The following is a 20423-nucleotide window of genomic DNA, read 5'->3' as shown; positions in this document are numbered from 1 at the left end:
TTGCCCCGCGAAACGGACTGGAGCGCCCTGGGCCTGGACTCGGACCCGACACCGGGTGACGCGGCCAGGATCCGGGAGGTCATCGCGTCCCAGCAGGAGCTGGTCGACCTCGCCGACAAGATCGACGACGGGCTCACCGAGGTGAAGAACACCACGGGCGGCGCCTTCGTCGGCAAGACCGGTGACGCGCTGCGTGAGGTCATCGACGGCAAACTGCGCCACTTCGTCTCGACGTTCCGCGAGGCGCAGCAGGACGTGCAGAACGCGCTGCGGACGTACCAGGCGGTCATGGAGGAGCAGCAGGGCCGGGCGGACACCGCGCTCCAGCAGGCCAAGGGGCTGTCCGAGGACGACGAGGACGGCCGCGACTCGCTGAAGTCGACGGCGAAGGACGCCGGGGACGTCCAGCGGGAGGCGTCGAAGACGGCGGCGCGGGCGGTGCGGGACGCCGGGGACAAGATCGCCTCGCCGATCGACGCCTGCGACGAGATCATGAAGGCGCTCAGCTGGCTGGCGATCATCCTGATCATCCCCGCGATCATCGTGGGCGGTCCGGTGGCGCTGTTCGCCGTCGCGCTGAACGTCGCCATCTTCATCAAGACCGCGGTGGACTTCGCCAACGGTGACGCCAGCGCGCTGGACCTGCTGCTGGCCGGGCTCGGCATGATCGCCCCCAGCACCAAGGGCCTGCAGATCACCAAGGTCTTCCAGAGCCTGCGGGGGCTGGCCGCCAAGGGCATCGGCAGCATCAAGACGGCGTTCACGTCGTTCAAGAACGTCTTCACCGGGCGCAACATCCTCAACATGTCGCTGCATCTGTTCTTCGGCGCGAAGGACTTCGCGCGGGGCGCGGCGAGTTGGAGCCGGGGCCTGAACGGCCTGTGGACGCACACCCCGTTCACCAAGATCCCCGGGTTCGGCGGCCGGATCTTCACCGGCATGAACGGCTCGTTCCACATCGTCACGCCGTTCAAGGCGCTGCCGCTGATGCTGCCGCAGGGCATCAACGGGCTGCACATCGCCGGGGCGTTGGCGTACGGCGGGATGAAGGGCATCGGCAACGCCGCCAAGTGGATCGGCTCCGGGCTGCTCGCCGGGGGCAAGTCGGTCGTCAACGGCCTGTCCGGCTTCAAGGCGCTGCGGCTGATCCTGCCGGTGGACGCCGCCGAGATCCAGGCGCTGGGCATCGGCAAGGCGCTCAAGATCGGTTTCATCGACCGCGGGGTGTTCGGCAAGTACCGCTTCGGCGCTGTCGGTGCGGGCGGGCGGCTGCTGGGCGGCGCCGGGCCGATCAACCACCTCGCGGGCGCGGGCGGCGGGGGCATCCCGTCGGTGCACATCGACCCGATCGGCGACCTCACGGTGATGCGGACCGGGAACTTCGCCGGGCCCGGGTCGTTCTCGCCGTCACTGTCGACGCACGGGGTGGGCGCCCCGCCGGCGATGCATTTCGACGGTTCGGTGGCCGGGCTGAGCACCCCTCATCTGTCGATGCCCTCGCTCCAGGGCATGGGCGGCGGGCTGCACGGGGGCATCTCGATGCCGTCGGTCCAGGGCCTCGGCGGGCTGCACGGCGGGCTGAACCTGCCGTCGATGCAGGGGGTGGGCGGGCTCGACTCGTCGCTCGGCGGGCTGTCGAACCTCGGTCACTCCGGGGTGCTCGGCGATCTGCCGACCGCGGGCCCCGTCTCGCACCTCTCGCCGCAGGGCGGGTTGTCCGGGGTGGCGGCGCCGGGCGGCACGACGGGGCTGGGCGGACACGGTCTGGGGTCCGTCTCCGGCGGGCACTTCAACTTCTCCGGCAACCTGGGCGATCTGGGCACCATCGGCTCGGGCGCGCGGATCGCGGACGTGCCGTCGCTGCGCTCCTTCGATCTGCCGTCGCCGTCGGCCGCGGCGCCGCACGGCTCGTCCGCGGGCCTGGTCGACCTCGGCCACGTCGAGACGCCGAGCGTGCCCACCGCCGGGACCTTCGAGCTGCACACCGGCTCCCTGACGCCGGGGTCGATGCCCACCGTCGGGCATCTCGACGTCCCGGCCACCGGGGCGCACACGCCGGTGTCCACGCCGTCCGTCGGCCGTATCGACCTGCCCACGACGGGCACCACCGCGCCCGGGGTGACCGCGCCGGGCGCGATCCATCTCCCGGCCACCGGCTCGGTGACGCCGGGCCCGGTGCACGGGCTGACCCACACCGAGGTGCCCGGCGCCGCCGTCAACGCGGGCGCCGGGAAGATCGCCGACGTCGGAGCGGGCCGCGGTATCGGCGCCGGGGTGGACGTCTCCGGCATCACCCCGCCGACCGTCGCCCCCCACAGCGTCACCCCGCCGACGACGGGCACCACCGCGCACGGCGTCACCCCGCCGCCCGCCGCCGCGGCCCACGCCGATGTGCCCGTGGCGGGCGGTCCGGTGCGCACGCCGCAGGGCGGGTTCGGCGGCGATCTCGCCGGGCTCGGCGAGCGGACCGTTCCGGCGCCCGCGCCCGGCCACGGCGCGCTCGACGGGCCGGGCGCCGTGCCGGGCCACCCGGTGGAGACCCCGGCGACCGGGGCGACCACCGCCGTGCCGGAACCGAAGCTGCCGGAGGTTCCCGGCACCGGAACGCCCGGGCACGGCATCACCGCGCTGGACGGCGCGACCACGCCGGTGGTCGCGCACACCGCGGGGGGCATCGACGTACCGGGCGCCGGAGTCGTCCGCCCGGCCGTCCCGCACACGCCCACGCCGGGCGCGCCGCACGGGAAGGCCGACGGCGTGAGCGTCGGCGGGCCGGACGGGGCCGGGACCGGCGGCAAAGGCAAGGCGCCCGACCCGTTCGCGCAGTGGAAGGACGAGGCGCTCGCCAAGGTGGACGTGTTCCGCAAGCCGGGCGACCTCCCCGGCGGCCTGGAGGCACGGCTGGGCGCCTGGGACCGGGTGCGGCAGGCACGGATCGACCACACGGCGGCGAAGGGACATCTGGACGCGGTCGGGGGCCGGATCGACGGCCCGTCGTCGGGCCCGTCCGTCGGCGAGCAGGCGCTGGCCGACTTCCAGGCCACCGAGAAGGCCCTGGGCGACGCCGAGAACGCGTTCCGGGCGCACGGCATGGACCCGCACGACGTGACCCGGAAGCTCGACGCGCTGGACGCCGCGTCGCTGAAGGAGCGTCCGCGGCTCCTCGGCGGTGCGACGCCGAGCGGCCGGTTCGAGAAGGCGCTGCCCGGTGTGGAGGGCGCGGTGGTGCGCGCGCCGCGCGGCGCGGCCCCGGACGTCGTCGACGCCGGTGCCCTCGGGGACCGCCTCGTCGTCCACGGCGGGGCGGGCGACCGGCAGTTCAGCGTCCAGCTGCTGGACGCGCCGGGCGGCAGCCCCGTCCGCACCTGGCACTACCAGCGCGGCTTCGGGCTCGCCCTCAGCGGCGAGGACTTCGTCCTGCGCGGCGGTTTCTTCGACGGCGCCACCCTCCCCACCACCGCGAGGCCGCACGGGTCGATCGCGCCACCCCTCGGTGCGGACGGGCACGCCTGGCTGGTCAGGATCGACGGAGACGAGGTCACCATCGCCTCACCTGCCGGGCCGCAGCGCTACCACTGGTCGGGCGCCGTCCAGGAGGGCCCGCCGCTCCCGGCGCCGCACACCGACCCGCCCCCGGCCGCCGCGGGCCTGAGCGGCGACGCCGCCGCGAACTGGGGCAAGCTCGTCGACCTGGCCCATGTGCACCTGGGCGAGGCCGCCGTCAACAAGACGGTCGACGCGATGATGTCCAAGGTCATAGGGGGCGGGTTCACCGGCAAGCGCGGCTACGGCGGTTTCGTCGACCCCGAGGCCCTGGAGCGCGGCGACCTGGTCGGCCACACGAAGAAGTTCCACGACGTCACCCAGGACCTGCTGTTCAAGGGCGCCAACGAGCGGATCACCGTCTACCGCGGTGTGTCGATGGAACCGGCGGCCCAGACGGTGGACACCTTCCTCGAACGGCTGCCGATCTCGACGTCCAACACCTTCGAGTTCCAGCCGGTGTGGGCGAGGAACGGGGTGGTGAGCAACCGCGTCGTCTTCGAGATCGACGTCCCCGCCGACCACGGCAAGCTCGCCATGTCGTACCCGCCGCACTACGACCACGCCGGCGCGGGCACCACGCCCCCCAAGAGCGACCAGTGGGAGGTCACCCTCCCGCCGACGACGCTGGTGCGTACCGGGCCCAACCGCATCGATCCGGGCAGCGGCCTGACGATCGTGCCGGTGCGCGCCGAGGCGATCTCCCCGGACGACTTCGGCACGTTCATCAAGGAGGAGTGGGCCGGCTTCCCGTCGAGCACCGCCTTCGACGACATCGGCCGCGCCTTCGACCCGGGCGCGATCGGCCGCTGGGAGGGGCTGGAGGGCGCCGCCGCCCGCGCCGAGCTGAGCGGGGACGGCCTGGTGCGGACGGTCACCGTCTCCAAGCCCGGCCACTCCGGCGACCTCACCATCGGCATCACCCATCTGCCGGAGCAGGAGTCCGTCCGCCTGACCTTCACCGACGCCGACGGCAAGGTCCTCTCCGACCGGACCTTCGACCAGCAGAAGTTCCGTGGTCTCGGGCAGGACCTGCGGGGCGACGTCCTGCACAACAACGAGGTGATGAAGCCACTGCCGCTGCCCGACGGCTGGCACGGCACCCCGCCCACGGAGGTCCCGCACTCCCCCGGTGCCGTCGACGCGGACGGCGTGCGGGGCCCGGTCGGCGGCGCCACCGGCACGCTCCCGGAGGGCACCGGTCCGCTCGACGCGCATCTGCCCCGCGGTCACGGTGCCCCGTCCCGGCCCTCCGGCGCGGAGCTGGACGCGATCTGGGCCCGGGAGTCCGACGCCCGCCTCGATGTCTTCCGCAGCCCCGGCGCGTCGGACGACGTGGTCGACGCGCGGGTCGGCGCCTGGGGCGAAGTGCAGCGCGCACAGCGGGAGTTCAACCACGCACAGCTGAACTTCGATCTCCACGGCGGCCGCGGGGACGGCCGTTCCGACGGGCCGACCGTCGGCGAGCAGGCACGGGTCGACCTCGACGCGGCCGCCAACCGTCTCGGCCACGCCCGCGACAGCTTCCGTCAGCTCGGCATGGACCCGGACACCGTCGCCCACGAACTACGCGCCCTGGACGACCTCTCCCTCGCCGACCGCCCGCGGCTGCTCGGCGGTGCGTCGGCCCAAAACCGCTTCGAGAAGGACCTCCCGGGCCTCGACGGTGTGGTGGTCCAGGCCCCGCGCCGCCAGGTGCCGACGCTCGCGGGCGCCGAGGGCTTCGGGGACCGCCTCGTCGTCCACGGCGGCGCCGCCGACGCGCGGATCGACGTCCGGCTGCTGGACGCGCCGGGCGGCAGCCCCGTCCGCACCTGGCACTACCAGCGTGGCTTCGCCGGGCTGACCCTGACCGGTGAGGACATCGCGCTGCGCGGCGGGCCGCTCGACGGGATCACGGTCGGTACGACGTCGAAGCTGGGGAAGTCGACGGCGGCGCCGGTGGTGGACGCGGCCGGTGGCCACGCCTGGCCGGTGAAGATCGAGGACGGCCATATCGTCGTCGCGTCGCCCGGCGGGCCGCAGCGCTACACCTGGTCCGACGGCGCCTTCCACGACGCCCCGCCGGTCCCGGCACCGCACACCGGTGCCCCGCCCGCGGCCGCCGGTCTCCACGGCAGGTACGCGGAGAACTGGAACTCCCTCATCGACGTCGCCCACGTCCACCTCGGGCGCGCCGAGGCCGACGGCAAGGTTGCGGCACTGATGCGGGACGTCATCGGCGGCTCGTTCACCTCCAAGCGCGGCTACGGCGGTTTCGTCATCCCCTCGAAGCTGGAGGACGGCGCCCTGATCGCGAAGGTGGAGGACTTCCACCGCGTCACGCAGGACCTGCTGTTCGAGGGCCCCAACAAGGAGTTGACCGTCTACCGCGGCGTCTCGATGGACCCGGCGAGCCAGGCGGCGGACACCTTCACCGAGCGGCTGCCGATCTCGACGTCCAACACCTTCGATTTCCAGCCGGAGTGGGCGAAGAACGGGGTGGTGAGCAACCGCGTCGTCTTCGAGATCCAGGTCCCGGCCGATCACGGCAAGCTCGCCATGGCGTACCCGCCGCACTTCGACCACGGCGCGCACCCGGCGCCGCGCAGCCCCGATCAGTGGGAGATCACCCTCTCCCCGACGACGCTGGTGCGCACCGGCCCGACCCGTACCGATCCGGGCAGCGGCCTGACGATCGTGCCGGTGCGGGCCGAGGCGATCTCCCCGGACGACTTCGCCGCCGTCATCAAGGCGGAGTGGCCGGGCCTGCCGTCGGGCTCCGCGTTCGACGACTTCGGCCGCGCCTTCGACCAGTCCTCCCTCGTCCGCTGGAGCGGCTTCGAGGACGTCACCGTGCACCCGTCGCTCAGCGAGGACGGGCTGGTCAAGACCTTCACCGTCAGCAAGCCGGGCCACACGGACGACCTGACCATCACCGTCACCCACCACCCCGACGGCAACAGCGTCGGGGTGACGTTCACGGGCGCGGGCGGCGAGAAGCTGCTGGAGAAGAGCTGGAGCGGCACCGGCTTCACCCACATCGCCGCCGACCTGCGGGGCGGCGTCCTGCACAACGCGGAGGAGTTCAGCAGCCTGCCGAAGCCCGGCAGTTGGGACGGTCCGCCCGCCCCGGCGGGCGGCGTCGTGGACGACCTCGCCTCGTCCACCCGCGGTCTCCACATGGACGACGGCCCCACCTCCGGCCTGAGCGCCAAGGCCATGGGCAAGCTCCCCGAGGGCAGCATCCCCGCCCCGCACATCTCCCGTCCCACCGGCGCGGAGCTGGACGCGATATGGGCCCGGGAGTCCGAGGCCCGGCTGGACGTCTTCCGGCGGCCCGGCGACTCCGAGGACGTCGTCCGCGCACGGGTCGACGCGTGGATCGAGGTCGAGCGGGCGCAGAAGCGGCTGGACCAGGCGCAGTTCCGCCTCGACACCGAGGGCGGCAACGGCGCCGGGGGCTCCGACAGCCCTCTCAGCGTCGGCGAGCACGCGAGGCTCGACCACGAGGCGGCGGTCCACCGGCTCGGCCTCGCCCGGGACGCCTTCCGGGCGCACGGCCTGGACCCGGACGTGATCGGCGCCCGCCTGGACGATCTGCTCACCGCCTCGCTCAAGGAACGCCCGCGGCTGCTGGGCGGCAGCGGGGGCGAGTTGGGGCCCCACCAGAGGGAGCTGCCGTTCGGCAACGGCGCGGTCGTCGAGGCGCCGCGTGGCGCGAAACCGCAGTTCCGCGACGGGGACGATGCGGGCGGTCTGCTCGTGATGCACGCCGAGGACTTCAGTCCGCGGAACAAGCAGTTCCATGTCGACCTGCTGGACGCGCCGGGCGGCGCCGTCGTGCGTACCTGGCACTACCGGGTCGGCCTCGGCAACCGGCTCACCCCGGCCGGTGAGGACGTCGTCCTGCGCGGCGGGCCGCTCGACGGCGTCACCCTCACCACCACGCCGCACCTCGACGAGCCCCGTCCGGCGCCGATGGTGGACGCGGCCGGTGGCCACGCCTGGCCGGTGAAGTACGAGGACGGCCGCCTCGTCGTCGCGTCGCCCGGCGGGCCGCAGCGCTACACCTGGTCCGACGGCGCCTTCCACGACGCCCCGCCGGTCCCGGCACCGCACACCGGTGCCCCGCCCGCGGCCGCCGGTCTCCACGGCAGGTACGCGGAGAACTGGAACTCCCTCATCGACGTCGCCCACGTCCACCTCGGGCGCGCGGAGGCCGACGGCAAGGTTGCGGCACTGATGCGGGACGTCATCGGCGGCTCGTTCACCTCCAAGCGCGGCTACGGCGGTTTCCTCAACCCCGGGGCGGCGACCGACCACCTCCTGGGCACGGTGCGGGATTTCCACCGCGTCACGCAGGACCTGCTGTTCGAGGGCCCCAACAAGGAGCTGACCGTCTACCGCGGCGTCTCGATGGACCCCGCCTCCCAGGCGGCGGACACCTTCACCGAGCGCCTGCCGATCTCCACCTCCAACACCTTCGACTTCCAGCCCGAATGGGCCAGTGGCCTGGTGCTGAGCAACCGCGTGGTCTTCGAGATCCAGGTCCCGGCCGACCACGCCAAGCTCGTCATGGCGTACCCGCCGCACTTCGACCACGGCGCCGCGGGCGCCCCGGTCCCGCGCAGCCCCGATCAGTGGGAGATCACCCTCCCTCCGACGACGCTCATCCGTACGGGCCCCGCGCGCATCGAGAGCGGGCTGACGGTCGTGCCGGTGCGGGCCGAGGCGATCGCGCCGGACGATTTCGCCGCCGTCCTGCGGGAGGAGTGGCCCGGACTCCCCTCGGGCACCGCCTTCGACGACTTCGGCCGCGCCTTCGACCAGTCCTCCCTCGTCCGCTGGAGCGGCTTCGAGGACGTCACCGTGCACCCGTCGCTCAGCGAGGACGGGCTGGTGAAGACCCTCACGGTCAGCAAGCCCGGCCACGCCGACGACCTCACCATCACCGTCACCCACCACCCCGACGGCAACAGCGTCGACGTCACGTTCACCGGCCCCGGCGGCGAGAAACTGCTCGACAAGAGCTGGAGCGGCACCGGCTTCACCCACATCGCCGCCGACCTGCGCGGCAACGTCCTCCACAATGGCGAGGAGTTCAGCAGCCTGCCCACGCCCGCCGGTTGGGAGCAGCAGCCGCACACCCCGGCGGACCACCTCGCGCCGGGTACCGGTACGCGTCCCACCGGCGCGGAGCTGGACGCCGCCTGGGTGCGCGAGTCCGAGGCCCGGCTGGACGTCTTCCGGCGGCCCGGCGACTCCGAGGACGTCGTCCGGGCCCGGGTCGACGCCTGGCACGACGTGCAGCGCGCGCAGATCGACCTCGACCAGGCGCAGTTCCGCGTCGACACCGAGGGCGGTCGCGTCGACGGCTCGTCCCGCGGTCCCAGCGTCGGCGAGCAGGCCCGCGCCGATCTGCACGCCGCGCAGGCCCGGTTCGACGAGGCCCGGGACGCGTTCCGGGCGCACGGCATGGACCCCGATGCCGTCCGCACCCGGCTGGACGGCCTCCTGGACGCGTCCCTCAAGGAACGCCCCCGGCTGGTGGGCGGCGCCGGACGGTCGACCCGGCCGTCGGGCACATGGCACGAGATGCAGGACCTGGAGCAGGCCGGTGTCCCGGCCGTCCACACGCCGCCGGAGACACCCGCGCCGACCGTGCACCGGACGCCCACGCCCGGGGAGCACACCGTCCCGGTACCGCCCGCCCACGACCCGGCGCCGCACGGCACCCCGCCACCCGAGGCACCGGCGGGCACCGGTGGCCCCCGCGAGGTGGCGCTGCACACCCCGGAGGGGCTGACGCTCTACCGCAAGGTGGTGGAGACGCCCGAGGGCCACGTCCTGCGGTTCGGCGACGGCACGCCGGTGCCGGGCGCCCGCGTCGAGGCGTACGGCGACCACCTCCGCGTCGCCACCGCCGAGGGCCACCAGGTCTTCGACCAGCAGGGCGTCCACCTGCACGACCTGGTGAAACTCACCGACGCGGACGGCGCCACGCGCTTCGCCCACCGGCCGCTCACCCGGCCCGGCGGCCCGGCACCCGCCCCGTCCGGCCCGCTGCACACGGCCGACTCCACGCCGCTGCCCGGTACGGACATCGCCGCGCACGGCGACGGCTTCCGGGTGACCGACGGCACCGCCGTGCACGTCTTCGACGCCTCGGGCGCGCACGCGTTCCGAGCGCTGCGCCTCCCGGACGTGCCCGGCGCCGCCGGCCAGTCGCTGCGGACGTACGAGCACGGCGCGGTGGACGTCCTCGGCGCCGACCTCCAGCGGGCCGAGGGCTTCACCGCCCGCACCCGGCCCGGCGGCGGCTTCCGCGTCGAGGACGGCGACGGCGGGTTCCGGCTCGTCGCCGAGGACGGCACGGCGACGCACGTCGTCACCCCCGAGGGCACCACCTTCCATGTGGCGGACGGCGCCGGGAACCACCTGTACGACGCCGTGCGGCTCGCCGACGCGCCCGACGGCCGGTTCCTGCGCACGGGCTCCGACACCCTGCTCGACGCCCATCTGAACGGCACCGGTGTCCGCGTCGCCCGGCAGGACGACGGCGGATTCCGCGTCAACGGCTCCGGGCCGCTGCGCCAGGGCGAGTTCACGGGCTACCGGGCGGACGGCAGCCTGGAGAAGATGCGGATCAACGTCGTCCACCACGGCGAACCGCGGCCCGGCCACCACGTCGAGGTGGAGTTCCCGGCCGAGCCCGCCGACGGCGGCGACGCCGCGAAGGCCACCTGGAAGCGGATCGTGCCCGGCTCCGCGGAGCGGGCGGACACCACCGCGAAGTGGTTCGACTCCGGCACCGTCGGCGAGAAGGGCCTCGCGGGCGGCCGGGTGCAGCTGCTCAGCCACAGCGGCGCCGAGGTCTTCGAGCGGCGTCCGCTGCCCGGCGGCGGCCACCTCGACGTCCAGCGGCCCACCGGCGCCACCGGCTTCGCCCGCTTCGGCCACCAGCGCAGCGACTGGCAGGAGATCCTGGCCGACGGCACCGCCGGACGCCACGGCCACCGCCACTTCGGCACCAGCGGCCGCAGCTGGTACGACATGGACGGCGCCACCCGCGTGCGGCACTGGCGGGAGAACCCCGACGGCGGCCATGTCCTCGCCGAACTGGACCGCACCCCGTTCACCCAGGGCCTGACGACCCGCCCCACCACCTGGCACCGCTACGACGCCGAGTACGGGCACCTCGCCCAGGGCGAGCGGACCTGGAGCCCGGGGCGCGGCTGGACCGACACCCTCACCGACCCGCGGACGGGCCGCACCGAGACCGTCCACGAGCGGTTCGGGCGGCTGCACGCCGACGACAACCGCCGGTACGTCCAGCGGGAGATGGCGGCCGACGGCACTCTCCAGCGGGACTGGGTCTCGCACTCCGCGCACGGCAAGGAGAACGCCACGGGGACGACCCTCAAGGACGGCGGGTTCCTGGAGACGCACCGCCTCATGGAGCAGCGCCCGCCGTCGTGGGTCCGTCAGCTGCTGTCCTCCGTCGAGCACCGCACGTTCGCCGGGAAGGGCTGGCTCACCGCCGACAGCGGTTTCCAGGTGCACACCTGGAAGTACACGCCTGCCGGTGGTGACGCGCCCGCGACGACCGGGGTGCGGCTGGTGGGCCGGGACGGCTCGACGCTCGACATCGCCTCCGACGGCACCGTCGTCCGCGCCACCTCCACCCTCTCCGACGGCTCCAAGCTCACCGTCGGCGAGGTGGAGCTGCCGGCCGGCGCCACTCCCCGGGACGGCTATCTGCCCTGGTCGGCGGGGGACGACGGGCTCAAGGGCCACCGCACCTTCCACCCCGACGACTTCACGGGCACCGGCGGCGGCGACCGCGGGCACGGCCGGTTGGTGTGGCAGGACCGCTACCGTCCCGGCGCGACCGAGGGCGACTGGTTCACGCCGGGGACCGCCGGGGAGTGGCGCGTGGCGCGGGAGGGCTTCGCCGACGGCTCCGTCGTGGAGTACCGCACCCCGCCCCGCGCCGCGGCCGGCGACGCGGTGCACGCCGGGCCCGGCGACGACTGGATCCGTATCAACCAGCACGGCGAGATCGTGGCGCGCCGCGACACCTGGCCGGGCGCCGACGGCTCCGGCATCGAGGTCACCGCGAGCGGCCGCCCCGGCGCCGCCGAGGTCACCTGGGAAGCCGGCGGCGAGTCCGGCGTCCGGGTGCAGTCGGCGGGCGGCGGCACCGGCCGGTACTGGGACAACGCCTCGTACCAGGACTTCGACCCCGCGGGCCGGCTGATCCGCGATCACCGGGTGCTCGACGACGGCACGTTCGTCGACGCCTGGCGGGTGGCCGGACGGGACGGCGAACCGCCGGTGTGGCACTGGAACAAGGTCGACAAGGACGGCCACCTCCTGGAGTTCGGCGACGGCGTCGAAGGCCGCATCCGCACCTGGACCGACGCCCGGGGCAATCCGCTGGACGACTGGCGCAAGGGCGCCCTGTGGGCCGACCGCACCGGCGGCGCCGAGGGCGACCTCGTCCAGGAGATCCCGCCCGTGCCGCGTTCCGGCTCGGCGTTCCAGGACCACTTCGGCGACCCGCCGGTCCGGGTCCGCGAGCACCGGTCCACCCCGGACGCGGAGTACACGGCCGGTGAGTGGCGGGAGTTCGACAACGGCGTGGCGGTGCGGACGCGTACCGCGCTGGACGACGGGACGTTCCTGGAGTCCGACGCGTGGAACAAGCAGTGGCGGCGCTACGGCGGCGCCGACGGCACCACGCTGCTGTCGGAGCGGACCATGGCCGGGTACGTCTGGGAGAAGGACAGTTTCGGCCGGATGACGCTGGTCGGCCGGGAGAACGACTTCCGCGGCTGGGCCGCCGAGTACCGCGGCGGCAGCCGGATGCTGCGCGAGCCGAACCGCTTCGCGTGGTCGAAGAATGTGAACGGCGAATCGCTGTACACGCCGTTCGTGCAGAAGGCTGCCGGTCAGGCGCTGGTGGAGTTCATCCAGGAGTTCACGCTCGACTTCACCGTCGGCCTGATCGTCAACGCCGTCGCGGCGGAGATCTCCGGCCGGGAGTTCAGCTGGACGGACGTGGCCAAGGCGGCGTTCGGCGCGGCGGTCGGCTCCACGGTGAAGATCGGCGTGAGCGGACTGCACAACATGGCCGGGCGCGGCGGCACCCTCAAGACCGGGATGAGCAACGTCGATTCCGGCAAACCGTTCGCCCGGCCCCCGGCCTCCGACGACACCTGGGCGTCGGAGTGGGCGGGCAACGAGAAGGTCACCCGCTGGCGCGCCGGAACGTACGACTTCAGCGTCGGCATCACCTCCGGCCTGGTCTCCGGCCTCATCACGGGCACCGCGAGCGCCGCGATCTTCGGGGTGTACGACGCGAACGGCAACCTCGTCCACCTCTCCGGGACGGACGCGCTGCGCGAGGGCGGTCTCGGCATGGCGTCGGGCCTCGCGGGCGGCCTCACCTTCGGGGCGGGCAAGACACTGCTGCAACAGTCCGCGGCGGGCAGGTTCTACCATCGGCAGGGCCTGGTGGACCTGTTCCTGGTGGGCGGCATCAGCAAGTTCGCCGACAAGATGTTCGGCGGGCTGGTCCTCACGCCCGAGCTGCGGAAGGCCGATCCACCGTGGTGGCAGCAGCCCGGCCCGGAACCGTCCGACCCCGCCCCGCACGATCCGCAGGAGAGCACGTCATGACGAACCCCGTGTACCGCGTCGCCGCCCGGGGGCGCGGTGCCCACCGGACGATCTCCGACGCGGTGGCGGCCGTCCCCGCGGGCGCGGTGATCGCCGTCGCGCCGGGCACCTACCCGGAGAACGTCCGGCTGGAGCGCCGGGTGGTGCTCGTGCCCGAGCAGGGGCCCGGCACCGTCGAGATCCGTCCGGCGCACGGCCCGGCGCTGAGCGTCGCCGCTCCGGACTGCGCGGTGCGGCAGCTGACGCTCCAGGGCACCGATCCGGCGGAGGCGCTGGTACGGGTCGAGGACGCGGCCGGGCTGGTGCTGGAGGAGTGCGCGCTCAGCCACGGCCGGATCGAGGTGCTGGGGCGGCCCGACGCACCGGACGCCCCGGACGCACCGGAGGCCGCCGAGCTGCCCGAGGAGGCCGCGCGGCTGGCGGCGCTGCACGGCGCGCTCACCGCGGACCTGGTGGAGGACCTTCAGGATCCGACGACCGGCGGGGTGCTGCTGCTGCGCCGCACCCGGCTGCACGGCGCCCGCCATGCCGCGCTGCACGTCAGCGGCGACGGCCGGGCCCGGATCGAGGATTCCACCATCACCTCGGTCGACGGCATCGGCGTGGTGCTGTCGGGCACCGCGCGGGTGGTCGCCGACGGGCTGCGGATCACCGGGAGTTCGGGGTCGGCGCTGCGCGCCCGGGGCGCTACCCGGCTGGCGGTGCGCGCCGCCCGGCTGACCGGGCCGGGCCGCCACGGGCTGCTGGCGCAGGACACCGCGCAGGTGCTGCTGGACGACTGCGTGGTGGAGGGCGCCGCGGGCTCCGGGGCGCAGGCCGAGCACGAGGCGCGGGTCGATATGACCGGCTGCCGGATCGTGTCGCCGGGCGGCAGCGGCCTGGTCACCGGCGGCGCCGCCCAGCTGACCGCGCGGGACTGCCGGGTGGTGACCCCCGCGGCCAACGGCGCGCTGGCGCTGGGCGACAGCACGCTGGCCCTGGCGGACTGCTCGGTGTCCGGCAGCGGGTTCAGCGCCCTGCACCTGGGCGAGCGGGCGAGCGGTGAGCTGACCGGCTGCCGGGTGACGGGCAGCGAGGAGCATGCGCTGGTCGTCACGGACGAGGCCCGGGTGCGCGCCGAGGACACCGCGCTGAGCGACGCCGCGATGTGCGGGGTGCAGGTGGCGGTGGCCGGTGCGGTGACGCTGACGGGCTGCCGGGTGACGGGCGGCGAGAGCGGCGTACGGCTGCTGTCGACCGAGGAGTCGGAGCTGGCGGAGAGCACGGTCGCCGGGCAGCGCAAGGCCGGTGTGGAGCTGGGGCCGGGCGCGCGGGCGCGGCTGACCGGCACCCGGATCGCGGACGTGGGCAGCGCGGGTGTGACGGTGGCGGGCGGTGCCCGGCTGCGGATGGACGGCGGCGGGGTGTTCCGGGCCGGTGGCACCGCGCTGGTGCTGTGGAAGGACACCGACTGCGCGGTGCGCGGCGTCCGCGTCGACACCGCCGGGAAGAACGGCATCCTCGTCGGCGACGACGCGTCCGGCACCTTCGAGTACTGCGACATCCGCGCCACCGCCTTCCCCGCGCTGCACATCGGCGAGCGGGCCGAGCCGCGTTTCGTCCGCTGCCGGGTCTTCGACTGCGCGCAGGACCTGGGCACCGCCAAGGACGCGGCCCCGGTGTTCGAGGACTGCACGGCGCACGGCGTGGAGCAGTCGGTGCTGCCGACCGCGACGGCCACCGGCCCCGGCCCTGCGGCACCCGCCCGGCCCGGCGCGTCCGGTCAGCCGTCAGGCCCGTCGTCCGACGCGGGGACGCCGGACGAGACGGAGGAGCTGGCCGACGAGGGCGCGCCCGAGGCGGAGCCGGAGTCGCTGGAGGACCTGCTGACCGAACTGGGCGAACTGGTCGGCCTGGAGCGGGTCAAGCGCGACGTCGGCGGCATGGTCAAGCTGATGCAGACGGTCCGGCGACGCCGCGAGGCCGGGCTGCCCGCGCCGCCCCTCAGCCGCCATCTGGTGTTCGCGGGCAACCCGGGCACCGGCAAGACGACGGTGGCCCGGCTCTACGGCAGGCTGCTGAAGGCGCTGGGGCTGCTGGCCGTCGGGCATCTGGTGGAGGTGGACCGCAGCGCACTGGTCGGCGAGTACGTCGGCCACACCGGTCCGAAGACCACCGAGGCGTTCAACCGGGCGCGCGGCGGGGTGCTCTTCATCGACGAGGCGTACTCGCTGGCCCCGGCGATCGCCGGGAACGACTTCGGTACGGAGGCCATCGCCACGCTGGTGAAGCTGATGGAGGACCAGCGCGACGAGGTCATCGTCATCGCGGCGGGCTACCCCGACGACATGGACCGCTTCATCGGCTCCAACCCCGGTCTGTCCTCGCGGTTCTCCCGCACCCTGCTGTTCGAGGACTACAGCTCCGACGAGCTGGTGCACATCGTGGAGCACCATGCGGAGCGGCACGCGTACAAGCTGACCGGCGAGGCGCGGGAGGCGCTGTCGGGGCACTTCGCGGCGATCCCGCGCACCGTCCGCTTCGGCAACGGCCGCACCGCGCGCCAGGTGTTCCAGGAGATGACCGAACGGCAGGCGATGCGCGTCTCCGAGCTGGACGCCCCGGACGCCGACGTCCTGATGCAGCTGTCGCCCCTGGACCTGCCGGAAACCGCCCTCACCCACTGACCCCCTTCCCTCTCCCATCCGTTCCGACTCGGAGGTACCCGTGCCACCGGACATTCCCCGCTCCCCCCATCCCCCGTCGAAGGAACCACCCGGTGGTTTCTCCCGTACGTTCGCCCGCGACCCGGGCCGGACCCGGATCGGGCTGCTGCCCGAGCGCCGGGTGTGGATCGCGCTCGGCTCGACCGTCGCGCTCGTCGCCGGAGCCGTGGTGCTCGGGCCGCTGGCCCAGCGCGGGTTGCGGATGAGCGCCGACGACACCCGGGTCGCCGCCGCCTCGGTGGCGAGCCCGTCGCCGGAGGCGTCGAAGAAGGCCGAGCCCGAGCCGTCGCCGAGCGCGACGAAGGCGGGCCCCACCGCCACGCCCGGCAAGAAGGGCGACGACGCGCCCCCGGCCGACCGGCCCGCGCGTGACGTACCCCCGCCGCGCACCCCGGACACCCCGGATACGCCGTCGCAGGGGCAGAACGGCGGCGTGGTGGCGGGCCACCCGTCCGGCTCCGCGGCCGGTGCGAAGCACCACCCGGCGCAGTCCCCCAAGGTCACCGGCCCGACCGGGACCATCACCGGTATGAACGGCATCTGCCTGGACGTCGCCAACGGCAACCGCGCCAACGGCACGCCCATCCAGGTCCACGACTGCAACGGCATGCCCGCCCAGCGCTGGACGATGGCGTCGGACGGCACCGTCCGCGCGTACGGCAAGTGCATGGACGTCGCGGACAACGCCACGTCGGACGGTTCGCTGATCCACCTGTGGGACTGCAACGGCCGCCCGTCGCAGCAGTGGGTGTTCTCCGGCGCCCCGCACGACCTGGTGAACCTCCCGGCCAACAAGTGCCTGGACATCCGCGCCGCCAACGCCTCGAACGGCACGCGCGTCCAGATCGCCAACTGCTCGGGCAACCCGGCGCAGAAGTGGAGCGTGCCGACGTAATGCGGCCGCCGGGCGGAGACGCCTGCCCCACACCGGGCGCGGGGGATGCTTCCCTCGCGCCCGGGCCGTATGACGAGGGGCCAACTCCCCTCTCTTTACGTCCCGTTGGCCGATCAGAGGTGGTCCGTTGGCCGGGGTCCGGGCCTTGCGGCGGTTCGTAGGGTGAGGGCGTGCCCAGACGCAGCGAACAGGCCGGGTCGGCGCGTGGCCGCGCGGCGGGCCCCGCACCCGACGTCTTCGTCCCGCGCGGCGGTGTCAACGACGGTCCCCGCCACGACGATCCGGTGCCCCTCCACCGCCTCGACGTGTGTGGCTCAGCTGCACGGCTGGGTCATCCTCTTCACCGAGGACTTCCTGCTGGCGCACCCCGGCGACCGGGACGCGCTGGCGACGCTCGGCGGCTGCCCGGGGTTACGGGTGAGCGCCGGGGCGGCGCCGCGGATCGCGTCGCTGGTGGCGGAGATGGTCCGGGAGTACGGCGAGCGGGCCGACGGGTTCACCTCGGTGCTCCAGGCGCAGCTGCACATCCTGATCGCCCAGGCGCTGCGGCTGCCCGGCGCGTCCGGCCCGGCACCGGACACCGGCCGGACCTCGCCGGTGGCCCGCGAGTTCGCCGCCCTGCTGGCCCGCCCCGGCGCCGCGGGCCGCACGGTCCGCTCGGACGCCGAAATAGGACCGGCGGTGGGTTCCCGCGCCCTGCACGAGGCGCGGGAACCCACCGCCGGAGCGTTGTGCCCGGCGGGCCCGTGCGCGGGCCCGCCGGATCAGCGGCAGCGTACGCCGCCGGATGCCGCGTTGGTCACTTCTCCGTCTCGGCGGCGAGATTGGCGAGAATCGCGTCGTAGATCCGGCCGAGGCCCTTGGGCGCGAAGGTCCGCTCGAAGAAGCCGCCGATACCGCCGGCGCCCTGCCAGGTGGTGGTCACCGTGACCTTGGCGCGCTTCTCGCCCGCGGGCGTGACGACCCAGGTGGTGACCATGGAGGAGTTGCGGTCCTTCTCGACGAGCTGCCCGTCGGTCGGCTCGTCGACCTCCAGCAGGCAGTCGCGGACCCGCTTGCTGGTCGCCTGGAGCTTCCAGTGCACCAGCGTGCCCTTGCCGTCGCCGCCCTCGCGGACCTCGTACTCGCTGAACTGCTCGGGCAGCAGCTTGCCGCGGGTGCCGGTGTAGTCGGCGAGCGCGTCGAACACGTTCTCCGGGTCCGCAGCGATCTCCCGCTCGGTGACGGCCTCGACCTGACCCATGTGTGCTGTCCTCCAGTTTTCGGCGCGGTCCTGCTCAGCGCGGTCCTGCGATGCGCGCTCAGCCAACCATCCCGGGGCCGCCCGCCCAAAATCCGGCGCAACCCTTCCGAACGCCCCGGAATTCCGCGGGTCGCCCGTAACGAGGTCCGCGTCTCGCAACGGACGCGCGAACCGGCAGGGGGAAGGCCCCGCCCAGTTGTGTTGTTCGCCAACGCCGGCCGGGGCCGCTTGGCAGATGCTAAGCACGTTTGCTGCACCCGGGGCATGCGCACGGCGGCCACACGGCAGACACCAGCGGAGAGAGACTGCGCCCCTCGACCGGAGTCGGTTCGCGGTCCATCCGTAGCGGCAGATCAACAGGTCGGGGGCGGTCCCCAGTCGGCTCGGTTGTCATGCCACTCGACGCTGGAGACCCCTCCAAGTAGCAGCAATGGCAGTTCTGCCCACGCCCGGCGGTAAGTGCCACAAGGCGTTACACGGGCAGCCCCACCGTGTCGGCGAGGGAGCGCATTTCCCCCGCCAGGGTCCGTCGCCCGGCCATGATGCGGCCGAGAATGTCACGGGCGTACCGCTGGTTCGGCAGCCACTCCGGGGCAGCGTCGCGGATGCTCACCAAGGTGTCGACCGCTTGCCCGTACTGTCGCGTCCTGGCGTACGCGTTGGCCACGTCGAGCAGGTGACGGTTGCGGTTGTTCGAGGCGGGGCGGAACCCTGCCGCCGGGACCTTCGCGGCCAGCTTGAGCACCACGTCCGGACGGTCCACGACCATGGCGTTCTCGGTTCGCTTGAGCACCACCGTGACGGGGCCGAACGCCCGCAGGAAGTCGCCACCGGGGGCGAACTCCCGCCCCAGGGCCGCGGCGGCAGAGTGGGCGAGTCCCAGCGCGTCCTCGGCCTCTTCCGCCCGGTTGTCCCGCACCGCGGCAGCCGACAGGCGAAGCAGCAGCCATCCCCACGCGCTGAGTTCGTCCGGGGTCGCCCGTGACAGCCGGGGTTCCATGTCGTCGGCCCATTGGGTGGCCAACTCCCGCGCTTCACGGAGCTTGCCCTGTCGCAGCAGCAGCCAGTACATCGTTCACCGTGGACGCACCTTAGAGCCGGTCTGCGGAGCCGTCCAGCGCGGCCCCCAGGCACCACTCAGCAGCTTCGAACTGGCGGGTCCGGGTCAGGAGCCAACCGGTGAGCTGCAACAGGCGCATGCGAACGGTGTGCCCCTCGGGGTCGAGCTAAGCCACGGTTCCGGCATCCCTCAACAGTGCGGGCAGGACCACCCGCAAGTCCGCGCTTCCCCCGGCGCTTGCGGACTTCCCTGAGCCGGTCACCCAAGTTGGCAGGCATGAGCCGAGGGTACGCCCGCCCCCTCGCCCGTCACGTATCCCCCGGCGCCCCCAACCGCGCCAACGCGGCCGCCGCCGCAGCCGCCAGCCGGGGATGCCCCATCGCCGTGGTCAGGGCGGGGACGGCGCGCCGGTCGCCGAGGGCGCCCAGGCCCTCGACGCAGGCCAGGGCGACGCGCCAGTACGGCGTGTGCGGGACGGTCAGCCGTTCCAGGGTGGCGATCAGCGCCGGTACGGACTGCGGGGCCCGTAGCTCGGCCAGCAGCCGGACGGGGTGCAGGGCGTAGGCGGTGCGCAGCGGATTGGTGGCGAGGGCGGCGGCCGCGCGGGCGGTGCGCGGGTCGCCGAGCCGGGCCAAGGCGCGCGCGGCCGTGGCGCACCGCACCGGGTCGCGGTAGTTGAGCAGCAGCACCAGCGTCTCGAAGGCGCGGGTGTCGCCCGCGCAGCCGAGGACGAAGGCGGCGATCTCGCGGGCCCACAGCGGGCGCTCCACCGCGACCAGTACGGCGGCCAGTTCGTCGCGCCCGGCGGCGCTGCCGCGGCGGGCGAGGCCGAGCAGCCGCTCGTAGGCCGCCAGATCGTCCGCCGTGCGCAGCTCGGCACGCACCCGGTCCGTCAACTCGTGGAATTCTTCTTCCATTTGCCGCCTTCTCTCCCGCCGACCGGCCGACCGTCTGCCGGGCCCGCCCGCTGTGGCCCGCGCCACGCTTCCAGCCCCGCCCTACCCCTGGACCCGGGGTTACCCACCGGTTAGCCTCGTGGAACGAGCAGCACCCCTGCTCCGGCGGCCTGGTGACGCAGCCGCCCGCAGTACGTCGGTCCGGTGAGCACCACCCGGTCCGGTCCGCACGCCCGGACCGGTATCCCGCGCGACACCGTTACGGAGAGCACGGCACGGCCCCGGGACAGGGCCTGCCGCCCGCCTCTCCGCGCACCCGCATCCCTCAGCCCGCACCGCCCCCGGTGCCCGGCCCGCCCCGGCGCACGTCCGCCGTGGTGGCCGCCGTACGCCGCGCCGCGCCGTGGTGCGCCCA

7 protein-coding genes are annotated in these 20423 nt (G+C 74.0%); 3 read left to right on the top strand and 4 right to left on the bottom strand.

Annotated elements, in window-relative coordinates; all coding sequences use genetic code 11:
• The 3 genes from OG422_RS25995 to OG422_RS25985 are packed head-to-tail and all read left to right on the top strand — an operon-like array spanning nucleotide 1 to nucleotide 16809.
• On the top strand, nucleotides 1-13209 hold the full coding sequence (locus OG422_RS25995) for a hypothetical protein (protein ID WP_405746165.1): 13209 nt from the start codon (nucleotides 1-3) through the stop codon (nucleotides 13207-13209).
• Nucleotides 13206-15875, top strand: coding sequence for a right-handed parallel beta-helix repeat-containing protein (locus OG422_RS25990; protein ID WP_405746162.1), 2670 nt, complete (start codon nucleotides 13206-13208; stop codon nucleotides 15873-15875). Before OG422_RS25995 ends, OG422_RS25990 begins: the two co-directional genes overlap by 4 nt.
• Nucleotides 15876-15915: 40 nt before the next feature.
• On the top strand, nucleotides 15916-16809 hold the full coding sequence (locus OG422_RS25985; protein WP_405746159.1) for a lectin: 894 nt from the start codon (nucleotides 15916-15918) through the stop codon (nucleotides 16807-16809).
• Nucleotides 16810-17123: 314 nt separating this feature from the next.
• Here the strand turns inward: OG422_RS25985 and OG422_RS25980 are convergent, their stop codons facing one another.
• From OG422_RS25980 to OG422_RS25965, 4 genes are all read right to left on the bottom strand, one after another.
• The gene (locus tag OG422_RS25980; protein ID WP_405746157.1) at nucleotides 17124-17390 is read right to left on the bottom strand and encodes a hypothetical protein; all 267 of its coding nucleotides are present in this window, start codon (nucleotides 17388-17390) and stop codon (nucleotides 17124-17126) included.
• Between the two features lie 218 nt (nucleotides 17391-17608).
• Nucleotides 17609-18052 carry an SRPBCC family protein gene (locus tag OG422_RS25975; protein WP_143940070.1) on the bottom strand — a complete coding sequence of 148 codons (444 nt, stop codon included), beginning with the start codon at nucleotides 18050-18052 and terminating at the stop codon, nucleotides 17609-17611.
• A 472-nt stretch (nucleotides 18053-18524) separates the two neighbouring features.
• Complete coding sequence (locus tag OG422_RS25970; protein WP_405746155.1) at nucleotides 18525-19124, bottom strand: hypothetical protein; 600 nt, start codon at nucleotides 19122-19124, stop codon at nucleotides 18525-18527.
• A gap of 296 nt (nucleotides 19125-19420) precedes the next feature.
• Nucleotides 19421-20029 carry a HEAT repeat domain-containing protein gene (locus OG422_RS25965; RefSeq protein ID WP_405746153.1) on the bottom strand — a complete coding sequence of 203 codons (609 nt, stop codon included), beginning with the start codon at nucleotides 20027-20029 and terminating at the stop codon, nucleotides 19421-19423.
• Between the last annotated feature and the right edge of the window lie 394 nt (nucleotides 20030-20423).

This window comes from Streptomyces sp. NBC_01525, assembly GCF_045040405.1.
GTDB classification, from domain to species: domain Bacteria; phylum Actinomycetota; class Actinomycetes; order Streptomycetales; family Streptomycetaceae; genus Streptomyces; species Streptomyces benahoarensis.
The sequence above is the reverse complement of the archived record's forward strand: the minus strand, read 5'-3'. Positions and strand labels throughout refer to the sequence as shown.